Origin of the sequence: Microbacterium sp. JB110 (genome assembly GCF_003335195.1) — a bacterium.
GTDB lineage: Bacteria > Actinomycetota > Actinomycetes > Actinomycetales > Microbacteriaceae > Microbacterium.
This window is the reverse complement of record NZ_QPGM01000003.1, coordinates 195,459-209,199: the sequence shown is the minus strand read 5'-3', so window position 1 is coordinate 209,199 and position 13,741 is coordinate 195,459. Positions and strand designations below refer to the sequence as shown.

5 protein-coding genes are annotated in these 13,741 nt (G+C 65.1%); 3 read left to right on the top strand and 2 right to left on the bottom strand.

What is annotated here, in order from left to right; all coding sequences use genetic code 11:
* Window positions 1-123: 123 nt before the first annotated feature.
* Both CIK77_RS17640 and mobF read right to left on the bottom strand, forming a co-directional pair.
* Window positions 124-633 (bottom strand): hypothetical protein, encoded by a 510-nt coding sequence (locus tag CIK77_RS17640; RefSeq protein WP_170934090.1) that lies wholly within the window; start codon window positions 631-633, stop codon window positions 124-126.
* 64 nt (window positions 634-697) lie between these two features.
* Window positions 698-4,240 carry a MobF family relaxase gene (gene mobF / locus CIK77_RS07165; RefSeq protein ID WP_249268514.1) on the bottom strand — a complete coding sequence of 1,181 codons (3,543 nt, stop codon included), beginning with the start codon at window positions 4,238-4,240 and terminating at the stop codon, window positions 698-700.
* A 153-nt stretch (window positions 4,241-4,393) separates the two neighbouring features.
* On the opposite strand from mobF, the gene CIK77_RS07160 reads away from it, so the two are divergent.
* The 3 genes from CIK77_RS07160 to CIK77_RS07150 all read left to right on the top strand — a co-directional run bounded on the left by CIK77_RS07160 (window position 4,394) and on the right by CIK77_RS07150 (window position 13,668).
* Entirely contained in the window at window positions 4,394-7,447 is a 3,054-nt protein-coding gene (locus CIK77_RS07160) for a hypothetical protein (RefSeq protein ID WP_140403502.1), read from the top strand.
* Between the two features lie 1,010 nt (window positions 7,448-8,457).
* Window positions 8,458-9,072 carry a hypothetical protein gene (locus CIK77_RS07155; protein ID WP_087054401.1) on the top strand — a complete coding sequence of 205 codons (615 nt, stop codon included), beginning with the start codon at window positions 8,458-8,460 and terminating at the stop codon, window positions 9,070-9,072.
* Window positions 9,073-9,150: 78 nt separating this feature from the next.
* Window positions 9,151-13,668, top strand: a complete 4,518-nt coding sequence (locus CIK77_RS07150; RefSeq protein WP_087054402.1) for a choice-of-anchor M domain-containing protein — start codon at window positions 9,151-9,153, stop codon at window positions 13,666-13,668.
* Window positions 13,669-13,741: the final 73 nt, after the last annotated feature.

Below are 13,741 nucleotides of genomic sequence, written 5' to 3'. Positions count from 1 at the left end.
TGCAGATCCTGGGTTGATTCAGGGTGCCGCATCGACGTGAGTTCGATTGCTACCAGTACCCACTTTACCGCGGACGACGACATCCCAACAGGAGGATTCAGCCGATGGCTGTGTTCCGTTGCTCTACGGACGCTTGGGTCTGAAGGGTGGCTTTTGTACGTCAGGGTCAGCTGCGGCGAGGCCCTCGACGATGACCTCGTAGCCGGTGAGGTCTTGTGGCGGCCAGTCTTCAGCACCAAGGAGGTGATGCAGTGCGGCCAGGCGCTGCTCGAATTCTTTCCTGCCGTCGGCCCGGATCTCCAGGTCGTTCGCACCGTCGACAGCACCGGTGCGCTTGATCGTGAAGGTTGACTTCGTGATGCTCGAGCTGTCAGCCCCGATGCCGATCAGCTGGTGTTGTATGCCGTGTTCCGTCAGCGCGGTGGTGACAGCCCGACGCACCTGCTCCTGCAGCGCGGTGGTGGCTGCGTCCTGAGTGTCAGCGTCCTCGTCGATGGTCATCGCCTCGATCAGGATGAGGTTGCTGCTCTGGCCTCCGACGGGGCGCGCCTCGTAGCCAAGGGCGGCTGCGGCGCTGACTGCGGCGCCCACATCACGAGGCGAGGTCTGCACGGTCAGGAGGATCGTCGCCATGCCTGTCAGGATAGACCTGTTGCCCGCGATCAATCAGTTTTTCCCGCTCGGTGCAAGCGGTACGTCAGAGCCGGTGTCCGTGAGCGTCGTAGCTGTGTGCGGGGCCGGGGCGGGGTGCGGGTTGCGCGAGTCGGGCTGCGGTGGTTATGGCTGCTTGTGCGCGCGCGGCGTCCAGACTCTGGTTCCTGGACTTCGGTGAGTCGCCGAGCGGTCGTTGTGCGTCGGTGATGCCGTAGCGGTCACGGTAGGCGGTCACGGTCCGCAGTTGCCGTTCCCATTCGGCGCGGGCTTGCGGATCCGCGGAGGCCGACCCAAGGGTGCGCAGCCATGGCACCTGCTCGTCGAGGGCGCGTTGGGCGAGCGCGTCGGCTCGTTGCTCGATCAGGGTGCGGCGTTCATCGAGGGCGCGCCTGCTGTCCGGGTCGGTGGTGTCGGTGACCTCGTAGACGATGCCGGCGATGAGGCGGACTGGTTCCCGGGTGCGGGTACTCCCGGTTCGCGATGTTGTCGCCGCCTGGAGGCGGTGCTGGATCACGGATGCGAGATCCTCCGCCCCGGTGAGAGGCCGCGCAGCGATGAGGTCCGGCAGCAGGCGAGGAAGATCGTAGCGTTCGGCGTCCGCTCGACGCAGCTCGCCCGCGAGCGCTCCGAACGCTTCGGACGCGATAACGTCGTCGACCTGTTCCCGGGTGAGTGCGGTCTGTTCGAGGAGGGTGATCCAGCGGTCGTGCTGCACGTGTTCGGCGATGGTGTCGTATTCTCCGGCGAGTTGCGCGATTGAGGACCAGTGCTCGTGTTCGGTGCGGAGCATCTCGTGAGCGGAGCGTTCGGCGGTTTCGTGGGCGAGGACGCCGGCGAGGACACTGCGGGCGGTGACGTCAGGCTCAGGCTCTTTCTGGTGTTCTTCGAGGGGGAACTGGTCGATGGCGACGTAGGCGGTGTTCGCCTCGCGGCCACGGGTCATGGCTACGTAGAGGCTCTCACGGGTCATCTGGTGCGAGTGCACGATCGCGTGTGCGGTGTCCACGGTCGCACCTTGCGCACGGTGCACAGTGATCGCGTAGCCGAGGTCGAGATGTTGGGCGGCGTAGTCCGCGGGGAGGCGGACCGCGCCGCCGAAGCGGGCTCCTTGTCGGCGGACGGTCACGGACCCGTCCGTGTGCACGGTCGTGACTGTCCAGCGGTCGCCGTTGCGCACCCATCGGGTGCCGCCGGTGCCGAGATGGCGGTTGTTCTTGCGGGTGATGACGAGGTCACCGGCGCTGGCCTGCGTGCCATCGCTCAAGGGCACGGCCCGGTCGGGGTCCGTCTGGCCGGACATGATCCGGTCGACCCGGGCGCGCACGTTCAGGGTGGTGACGGTCTCGACGGTCTCGGCGACGAGGATGCTGCGCCTGCCCGCGATCGTGTCGGTTCGCCAGGCGAGGTAGGCGCGTTCCAGGACGTCGTCGTAGTCGCCTCCGACGATCCGGTCGTGGGCGTCGTAGCGGGCGATGGCGTCATGGTCGCCGAGGCGCAGTTGCAGGGACGCGGTCTTCTCCCAGGCGTTGCGAAACCGTCGCACGTCGAGCAGTTCTGGGGTCTGCTCGAGGTCGCGGGCGAGCATGCCCAGCGCTCCCCCGGCATCGACCGCGCCGAGTTGGGCCCAGTCGCCGACGAGGACTAGTTTGGCTCCTGCGCGTTCGGCGTGGGCGGCAAGCCGGTCCAACGCGATCGTCCCCGACAACGACGCCTCGTCCACGATCATCAGTTGACCGCGGTGGAGCCTCCACCGCCCCTGGTGGTGCTCATGGAGCCATTTCGCGGTGTTCTCGGTCGGGATTCCGAGGTCGGCGGCGAGGACCTGCGCGGCGTCCGCGGAGCTGGCCAGCCCGATCACGCTGCCTCTGCCGTGCGCGAGTTCCCACGTTCTGCGCAATGATGCGAGGGTCGTGGTCTTTCCGGTCCCCGCTGGCCCGATGAGGACGTCGACGATCCGGCCGGATGTTGCGATCAGGGTGATCGCTCCGGCTTGATCGGCAGAAAGTCGCCGGCCTTTGCGGTCGGTGCGACGGGTGACGCGTCCGACCATGTCGTGCGGCACGATCGGGGCCGTGCTGCTGTGTGCGAGTCGCAGGAGTCTGTCCTCGGCGGCGAGAAGCTGCGTGGAGGTGTAGAGCGTGCCGTGTTTGATGCGGAACACGCTGCTGCCGTCGGGGTGCTGGAACGCTGCGGGAGAGGGGGCGAGTTCGGGGGGCGTCAACTGGACGGAGGCATGCTCGGCGCGGTCGGCGATGAGCCCGGTGACCGCTTCCCGGTCGGTGATCGTGGCGAACCGGGTGCCTTTGAGCATGCGGGATGCCTCAGCGTGGAGGTTCCATCTTCGCCAGGTCGACCGGGACTGCCCCACGGTGGCGACGACTTGCGCGGCCATCTCATCGACCGTGGCGAGCGGAATGTCATCGGCACGCAGCAGCACCGGGTTCTGGGTTCCGGCGGTGACCGATCGTGCCCACCCAGTCGCGTCCTGTCCGAGGATTCTGCTCGCGCGGGTGCGCCATTGCTCGGTGAGGTCAGCGAGGGAGTGCACGGTCTTCTCGGGCCGGGTGGTGAGGGTCGCTGCGGCGCGAAGGCGGATGATCGTCGTACTCGACGGGTATCGCCCGTGCTGTTGTAGGTACTCGTCGATGAGCTGCTCGGTCCGTTGGTCGATCGCGCGGGACCGGGACGAGAACTCTTCCAGCAGGTTCTCGGGGACACCGGCGATCTCCCATGCGGCCGTGCGTCGCGGGCCCCGGTCGCGTTCTTCCCAGGCGAGACCGAAGTCGCGGGTGAGCCGGTCGGCGAGCGCGTTGTTGTAGTGCTCGCTCAACGCGACCACCGCGGCATGCATGGGGCGCCCGTCGATGGCCCGCCACTTACCGTCGTGGACGCCCTGGACCCGGTTCGCGATCACGACATGGGTGTGCAGTTGCGGTTCGTTGGCGCGGGAATCGTAGTGGTCGAACGCGGTGGCGAGGATCCCGGTCACCTCAACCTGCGCGAGCCCGTCGTGCCCGATCCGTGTCATGGCCACGTCGCGTTCCAACAGGGCGAGGACTTCTTTCATCGCCTCGTGGTGTGCGTTCACGATCATCGCCTGGGTGCCGCCATCCGCGACCGCCCACCACACGCTGACGGATTTTGGTACGGAGAAGGTGTAGTCGTACCCGGCGACCGGGCGGCGCTGCGGGCGGGCCTGCTCTTCGGCCTCGATCTGGGCGACCTCCTGGTGTCGGGTTTCGTCGGTCAGCTCGGAGGGCAGTGCATCGACGCGGCGGGACACGCGTTCCCGGTAGCTGAGGAAGGTGCGGTATGCGGAGCCCAGATGCTCCCCTGTTGTGGGGTGGCGTCCCTGTCCGAGCAGGAGCCGGAGCTGTTCCTCGGTCACCTCGGCGCCCGTACTGATCGACTCCGCTTCCAGGCCGGGGAGGGCGGAGCCGGTCCAGAACCCGGGCGGGCTTCCTTTCTCGAGGTAGTAGCGGGTCAGCGGTTCTGCGAGGTCCCGGTTGCCGTCGCCGGCGACGACACTTTTGAGCAGATACCGGTACCCGTCCCCGGCAGACATCACCCGCATCGACACCGTCACACAGAGAAGGTGCACTGCACGTCCACGCAGAGAAGGTGCACCGCACCTCGCCCCGAGTCCGCGCGGTGGACGAGGCGGGGTACCTCCATCTGATGGCTGTTGCGCCGTCACGGATGCGGGGCAGGTCGTCTCGCGCAGACACAGGAGGAACGGATGAGCACCACACGGCTCGAAGACGCGACCTTACGCAATAGTCCACGTGAAAGCCCGCCCGGATTCGGTGGTCTCGCCCGGTGGGTCGCGATGCTGATCTCCGGGCTGCTCCTTGCCCTCACGATCGGGATCGGCACTGCCCCCGCCGCACACGCAGCCACCATCGGGCCCGGGTTCGGATCCGTTGACGATGTGGGCATCTTGGGCTCGTACATCGGCCCCGATGGCACACAGGTGTACTGCATGGATCTGGGTGCCCCCGGCCCGTGGGGTAACACGACCGGTCCGGTCACCGTTTCCGACTTGGAGTCGCAGAGCGGCTCCCGCCTCACCGAAACGGATCTGGCGAAGCTGAACTATGTGATGGCGAAATGGGGGCAGTCTGGTGACCCGCATGTGACCGCCGCAATCCAACTGTTCGTCTGGTCGGTTGCCGATCCTGTCCACTACAACCAGCACGGCATGTCCGGGGACGACCACTACATCACCCGCGCCCCCGCAGCGAACCGGCCCCAGATCCTCGCGAACCTCGCTCAGATGCGAGCAGAAGCCAACGCGAACCATGCGGTGAACCCACAGGTTGCGCTGTCGATCACGATGACCGATCAGTACGCGGGAACTCTCACGGTGTCTGCTTCCCCGGCGAGCCTGTCGGGAACGGTCACGCTGACGAACGCCGTGTTCGCCGACGGGCAGAGCAGCCGGACGCTTGGTCCGGGCAGTTTCCCGATCACCGGCACCCCCGCCGACGGAGTCCCCGCCTACCGGATCGAGGCAGCAGCGAGCGTTCCCAGCAGTGGCCTGGGCGCACGTGTGAACCTGTACGACACGCCAGGTTCGCAGCGGCTGCTGGGCGGTGCGTCACCGATGGGACTCGACGCGCACGCCCAGTCCCCTGTGATCGAGCTCGACTTCCAGCCCACCATCACCACCCAGGTGTCCTCCCGGTTCGTCGCAGAAGGTGACACATTCCGCGACCAGGTCACGGTGGGCGTCTCCAAGGGAACCTGGATCCACCTGGACGGGAAGCGGATCGCAGTCGTAACGACTGGAACCTTGTATGGTCCGTTCGATGAGCAGCCCACTGAAGCCGACACCGCGCCGACCGGAGCACCCATCGCCGGCGTCGTGGAACTGGAGTTGACCGGCACCGGAAGCTATGCGGCGCCGGAGACGATCACCGCGACCGAGTCCGGGTTCTACACGTGGGTATGGCAGATCGACAAGCGCGCACAAGGGGACGTCGCGAAGTACCTCACGGACTCGTTCACCGACCGGTTCGGGCAAGTCGCCGAGACCAGCATCGTTCCCTTCCAGCCCATCGCGGTCTCCAAAGCGAACCAACGTCTCGTCGTACCCGGCGACGCGGTCACCGACACGATCACCGTATCCTCCAGCAACGGGGTCTGGTTGAAGATAGACGGCGAGTACGTGCCGGTCGTGTTCGAAGGCACCGCCTATCAGGTGCCCGGCACGCTGCCGCCGATGCAGGCGCCCGCCATCGACCCTGCAGCCGTACCAGTGGGGACAGTGACGGTCACCGCAACCGGCCCCGGCACGTATACCTCTCCCGAGGTCGTGTTACCGAACGCCGGGTTCGTGACCTGGGTGTGGCAGATGCGTCTCGCCTCCCAGCCTGACGGTGTGCGCGACTACATCGCCTCCGACTGGGCCGACGAGTACGGCATCCCGGTCGAGTCGACCAGTGTCCGCCATCCGGTCGAGATCACCAGTCAGCTGCGCGAGTACAACGTCCACGACGGCGGCCGCGCGTTCGACACGATCGTCACCTCGGGGTTCCCCGCCAACCACCCCGACTTCACCGGCGACGGATACTGGGGCCCCGATGCGAAAGAGGTCACCCACACCGTCTACGGGCCGTTCGCCACAGACACCGTCCTGACCGACGACCTCGACCTCACAGACCAGCCTGAGTTGACCAGCATCATCACCCCAGCCCGCAACGGCGTCTACCAGATCGGGTACACCGATGAGGACCGGATCACGCCGACGAAGCCGGGTTACTACGTGATCGTCAGCACGTTCGAAGGCGACGACCGCGTCCAGCCGTTCCAGTCCTCCCCCGCTGACGTTCGCGAACGCTTCTACGTCCCCGAGACCCCCGCAGCCGAACTTCCGGTGACGGTAATCACGCAGGCGGCCCCTGCCGCGCTCGTCGGCGAACCCTTCCAAGACACCGCCCTCGTCCAAGGCACCGTCCCAGAAGGAGCGTCTCTCGTGTTCCGCGCCTACGGTCCCCAGCCCGAAGGCGAGACCCCGGTATGTGATGTGGAACCGTTCTTCACCAGCCAGCAGATTCCAGTTCCCCAGACCGGCGTCTACTACTCGGGCAACACTGCAGCGCAGTCGGCAGGAAACGTGTATTGGGTGGAGACTCTCTACGACGTCGACGGTGAGGTGCTGTCAGAAGGGAAATGTGGCGCGCCAGGTGAGGCTACTGTCGTGACCAATGGCGAGGAGCTGAAGGTGACTACCAAGGCAGTCCCGAACGTTGTACTCGGAAACCCGGCACACGACATCGCTATCGTCACCGGCCCTATTCCCGAGGGCACCAGCCTGGTGTTCGAGGCATACCAGCAGGACGGTGACGAACCGGTCTGCGATGCCGAGAATCGCGTCTTCGACACCCTCGAGAACCCGATCGCCGTGACAAGGCCAGGCGAATACCGTTCAGCGGAGGTGGTGTTCGAAAAGATCGGCACCTACTACTGGATCGAGACACTCCTGAACGCGGAGGGTGAGAGCATCCACCGAGGCATCTGCGGTGCCCCCGGGGAGACCACCACGGTTTCCGAAGTCCAGATAACGCCGAACTATCCAGACACGGAAGCTCCGCCCAGCGAACTTGCCCAGACCGGCGCGAACGGATGGCTGATCGGCCTTGGCGCGTACGGAGCGCTCGCCCTTCTGGCCAGTGGCGGAACGCTCCTGTTCGGCCGCCGCCTTGCCAAGCGACGCGAGGCCGCCGGATTCGTGAGAGAGGAGGACGGTGAAGATGAGATCGTGACGCTCGAGGAACTGCTCGACCAGTAGCAGCTCGACCGAAGTTGGCGGGTGGGTGGCGAAAGCCGTCCGCCCGCCTTCGCGCATCACTAACCGACGAATCTCAAACATCGCTACCATCCGCGGCTGAGGGAGCGGCTGTCTTCCGGGCATGTCCATCATCGAAGCGAGGGCGCGCGCTACGCCGGTCCTCTTCTGGATCGGTGCCGCCGTCGCGATCGGTCTGGACGATCGCGCTGCCGGTCACGCCGACACGGCGTGCGCGGTGATCCATCCGCCTTCAGCAGGCTGCGCCGGCGATGCGCGCCCACCACCAGCAATCATATGGACCATCTTGGTGCAGGCGGCAGTCGGGGCCTCCCGCCCGCTAAGTCGGCGAGCCGGTGGGGCGCGCCCCGACAGAGCAGTCATCGTTGCGGCGACTCCGCACATCTTTGCGGACAGCCAGCGACATCGTGAGCACATCCATGTCACACAACGCCTCGTAAGTGGCGCGCGAACAGGTTCGGCCCTCCTACCCGGTCGTCCGCATCTTGTGAGGCCCCGCACAGCGAGCACGCTTGTTGGTCCAGATAGAACCCGGAGGGGATGCGTATTGACGGAACTCTCAGCATTCACCTATGTTTGTATTTGATAACGCTTCTCAATAAGGATTGAATCCTTCTACCTTGGCAGGGCGCGAACATGGCGAACCGCACCAGCAGCACCACGGTGCCGCAGAGTGCGTCCACGTCAAGACTCTGCACAGTCTGCCGAGTCGCCGACAAACGCCGACACTCGCCTACGGAGGATCACCTCTGCGCCACGGGCATCGCATGCTCCTGCGGGTGCCACGATCAAGAGTCGGAGCGCCTCATCATCGGGGAGCGGACGTGGGTTCGCGTATTACTGGCCTCTCGGTTCCTGGCTGCCATCCTCCGAGAACGCGGCCCGCCTGCGGAAGCCTCCGCCTGACACCTCACCGGGCTGACAGCCCGATTCATGTGCACGACAGATCGTTGCACTGGCAAATCACACTTCAATCCTCAATTAGGAGCATCATGTCCCATCACACCCTTGACTCTCCCGTCAAGCAGCCCTCACCCAAGGTCGGTAATTTCGTCCGCCGCGCCGCGCTCACCGTCGGCGCGCTTTTCGCGTCAGCTGCTCTCGCGATCGGCGGGGCTTCGGCCGCACAAGCAGCGACGATCAACATCACAAATGGCCACAATGACATCCTGAAGATCGAGACAATCAGCGGAAGTAACGTACCTGGATCAGAACGATCAGATGGTTCGTTCCATAGCTGGCCGCTGGCCGACGATTACGTCTACCAGTTCAGCACGGCGAATGCCGGCGTCAGTTGCTCGGGCGGGGTGTACACGATCAGCAACGTCAACTCGAGCACTTCCCCTGATGTCGGCTTCGACAATTCCACTGGCACCAACTACAGCGTTGCGTTGGTGACCACAGGGGGCACGGTCTCGTTCGCCAGCACGTCATTCAGCATCGCCTCGGGCGGCCTTGAAACGTTGCCGAGCAACACCCATGTCCACGGCACGTGGACTCTGACGGCTGACGATGGGGACTGCGGCGGCGACTCGTTCGGGCTCAACTTCCTGATCCCAGGCGCAGGAAGCGCAGGCACTCAGGCGTTCACCTTCACGATCAGCTAAACGACCATCTCCGCATCGTGTGGGGTCACCAGACGGGTAACCCCACACGATGCTTCATGTCTCAATCGATGAGGAAGCATGACCAAGAATGACACGATAGCCCGCACAACACCCGGTACGAACCGTCGGAGTTGGAAAGCCCTTCGAATCGGAGCTGGCTTCCTTGCGGCCGTGCTCGCGAGCAGCCTGATCGCACCTTCAGCATTCGCTGCGACACCAGAGGAGTCCAATCAGGTCTATCTGGTCGCCGGGGTCAGCATGCTCGACGGCAAGTGGTGGGCCAACCCTGTTCCGGCGCCGGTCTTGGGCCTCAACGACGTGCAGCTCCGAGTGCCCACAGCCGCAACACGGAACGTACCCGAAGCCGAAGAGTTCTCATGGCTCGGGGCAAGCGGCGAGATCCGCTGGAACACGTCGGGCAACGGCTACTCATCCCAGCCTGACGAAGCGCTGTTCGTCATAGACACAGATCCGTCCTTTGGTGACACCACGCTCGATCCGGGAGACCCCGCGATCAAGTTCACGCTCTCGAACGTCGTCGCGCCCGGAACCTTCATGCTCTACGACGTGCCTGCCCGCGCCGAAGGCGAACCCGGTCCCGAAGCGCCGGGGGACCTCTTCCGCTGGGGCACCGGCCAGCAGCGCGATGGCACACCGCAAGAGATCGACACCACCTTTGAGCTGCCCAAACAACAGACACCGACTGAGGCAGCGTTCGGCGCTTCGGGCATGTATTGCTTCGATATGACGGCTGCCGCATCTCTTGCCGACGGAACGGACGTATCCGACACCAGCACCGTTCGCATCGCGGTCGGCGACCAGGTTCCTGCCGACGCCGAATGCGGCATGGCCACAGGAGAAGTACCGGAGCTACCCACGGCAAAGATCATCCCGGACGCCCCTTCGACACCGGTTGCGACAGCAGAGAACGGCACGGTGACAGTGAGCTGGGAGGCCCCTGGCGACGACGGCGGCGACCCGATCACCGGATACACCGTCACGCTTCGCGACCCCAACCGTGAGACCTTCACTGCCGAAGTCGATGGAAATACCCTCACCGCCGTGTTCGAGGAAGTTCCTGCCGGGAACTACCGGGCAAGTGTCGTCGCGACGAACGCGAATGGCGGCTCCGAGGCCTCCAGCTGGTCCGCGGGCGTCACAGTGGGCGAACCGGTCCGAGTGGTCGATGACGGGCACATCGATGCGATCGGAACGCAGGTCGACACCGACGAGGCGACAGGCGATCTGTCGCTCGCACTGCGCGCCCACCACGATGACTTCGGCTGGTTGGAATGGGACGATTTCGTGCTGTACTCCGACGACAAAGCACAGATCACACTGCCCGAAGAGTTCACGAGTGACAACGACTGGTCCTTCCTCACGAATGAGCCCGGCACCACTGTGTGGGAGTCTCCGATCGGTCAGGAGCAGGGACTGCCCTGGGTCGGGCTGAGCACCGAGCACGAGAGCATGCGCGAACACGCGACCGGTCTGGTCGGAATCCGGATCGAAGGCGTCACCGGTGCAGACGGTCGTGACGCTCCCGGCGAATTCGCCCTGACCAGGTCTCCCCAGGTCACGGTCAATGGCGCTGCCCTCCTCGCCAGCACTCGGGAGGCGCTCCCGAACGGGTTCATGGCCCAGGTCGGACAGCACAGCCACTTTGGCTGGTACTTCACTCGGCCGGGAGTGTACTGCGTCGCCATCGCCGTCGACACCGTGCTCGACGACGGATCACGGCACACCGACCGTGGCCTGCTGACCCATGTGATCGGCAGCCAAATCGACCCCGCCGACGTGACCCCGTGCGGCGCATCCACCGACTACCCCGAAATCTCCATGCCCGACAGCGTGCCAGCGGAGGGAGATACCCCGTACGTCTTCGACCAGGGCTTCGGCAACCTCTCGCTGAACTCTGACACTGGTGGCCTGACCACAACCCTGCTCCAAAACTCGAGTTATCGCAATGAGACCCCGGAGAGCCACGGACTTGAAGACGTGATCTTCCGGGGGGCGCAGATCGAGAGAAATGGCCGACAATATCACGACGGAAACTACATCGTCGGGGCGACCTCCTACTGGGACTCGGCTCGAGACGAGGTACCGATTCTAAGGTGGAACACTTTCGGACTGCCCCAGCAGGATTTCGACGGGGATGTCACCTGGAGCATCGCCCATTTCGCGGGACCAGGGGACCTCTCCGTCGACCTGTCTGGACAAGGAGTGATCTTCGACACGAGTGCCGACATCACCGAAACAATGCTGTGGACACAGAGCGGTCTGCAAGATACGCAATGGGAGGTCACCGCACCCGGCAGGTACTGCGTCGACATGAGCTGGACAGTGCAGTCGAAGAAACACGGGGAAATGACACATGATCAGAGCATCACGATCGTGGCCGTTGACGACGGTTTCGAGCATGAAGCGGGCATCTTGACACAAACGTGCGCTGATGGTGCGGATGCGACCGAACCTGGTGATAGCGACAGCGAACCGGAGCCCGATCCTGGTGACAACGAGGAGCCGTGGGATGTGCCGAACTGGTCGGAGACCGAGTCGGGCACGAAGATCCTGAATCGCGGACACGTCGATGTCGCCTCCCTCGTAGAGGACGGCAAGCTCGACACGACGATCAAGGACACGACAACAGAGGGCGCCGAAGCAGGCCGCGAGAACGGTTGGGTGTCGTGGCACGAGCCTGAGGATGTCGTATTTCAGTTGCTTCCCACAGCGGAGCGCCAGATACCCGCTCGAGAGGCATACGGGTTCCTCGGTGAGCCGGGGCAGCAGTTCTGGCTGGCTCCCGAAACGCAAGATCCCTCGATTCTGTGGCCGGGATGGTCGACCGAGCACATCCCGGTCGGCACCCTCGAGGATGGCGTGGATTGGAGACTGACCGGGATGGACGGCCCGGGCGAGTTCTTCATCTACACCACGGACCCGGAGAGCATGACCGGCGAGCAGCTCGTGTGGTTCAACACCGCCGACGGTATCGACGAGAAGGATGTCTTACCGATCGGTGCTCGGAACCATGTACACGGGAACTGGGCGTTCACCGCCGAGGGCGTGTACTGCATCGCGTTCGAACGCACCGCGAACCTCGCGGACGGCACCGCAGTGTCCGATCCGTTCACCCTCGCAATCGCTGTCGGCAAAGTTGACCCGACCGTTGTAGACCCGGCGAACTGCGAGGCGAGCGAGCCGGTGGCCACGGTGCCGGACGCGCCCGCGAAGCCCGATGCCAGCGCCGCTGGCGATGCGGTGACCGTGTCCTGGACGGCGCCCGTCAATGGAGGCTCTGCGATCACGGGATACACGGTGCAGTTACTGGGTGGCGAGCGGCCGCTCGTGAAGGAGGCTCTGGCCGATGCGACGAAGATCGAGTTCGAGGGCGTGCCCGCGGGCACGTACACGGCAACCGTGGTCGCGGTGAATGAGATCGGCACGTCACCTGCCTCGATAGCCTCGGATGCGGTCACGGTGACGGACACCACGGTTCCTGATGCGACCGCGCCCAATGCCCCAGCAGCGCCCACTGCGACCGTCGATGGCACCGCGGTGACGATCGAATGGGCCGCTCCTGAAGATGGTGGCGCTCCGATCACGGGATATCGGGTTGAGCTGACCGGTGGTGACGTGCCCGTGGTGCGTGAGGTTGTCGCGGAGGCGACGTCGGTCGGGTTCGGGAACCTCTCCCCTGGCACCTACACGGCGACTCTGGTCGCGATCAACCAAGTGGGTGAGTCTGAGAAGTCGGCCTCGTCGAACAGGGTTCGCGTGGCCTCGGTGCCGGATCCGCGTCCAGAAGCGACAGCGCCGGAGACCCCGGCAACGCCAATTGCGACCGTGGATGGGTCGACCGTGACCGTGTCGTGGATGGCACCTGCTGATGGGGGTTCTCCGATCACCGGATACACGGTCGCCCTGACCGGCACGACGGGCGCCCCGATCGTGCAGGAGCTCGGCGCCGAGACGACGACGGCGACATTCGCGCGGGCTCCTGCCGGGACGTACACCGCGACGGTCATGGCGGTGAATGCGAAGGGCACCTCGCAGGCGTCACCAACGTCGAACGAGGTGACCGTGCAGCGGTCTGGCAGCAGCGGGCCGGGAGAGGAGCCTGACGATCAAGTGTCGCCGGTGCCGGACTCGGAGTTGACGGATGTAACCCGTGGCGGGGTGGAGGTGCCCGAGGCCGCGAGCCGTGGTTCGCTGATCACTGTCCGGGTTGGTGCCACGTATGCGGGTGAGCAGGTGCGGGTGTGGTTGCACTCGAACCCGGTGCTGCTCGGCACCGTCACGCTCGACGCGGGAGGCAACACCAGGGTCACGATCCCGGCGGATGCTGCGCTGGGCGATCACAAGATCGCGGTGCAGGATCTCAACGGGTCGCTGATCGGGTGGGACAACCTCAAGATCGGCATCGCATCGCAGGTGGGGCCGAATGGCGAGTGGCTTGCCACGACTGGCGTTGACGGGGACCTGGTGTTCCCTCTGACTGCTGGGGCCGTGATCCTGCTACTGATGGGAGCTGTGGCCCTTGTCGGTACGGCCAAGCGCCGCCGAGAGGTCGTCGCCGGTTCGATCCGACGCTGAGTACCGTCGAAGGCCCGGGGTGAGCGCGGCGTATTGGAGACGTCGGCGCTCCCTCGGGTCTTCGGCACGGCGA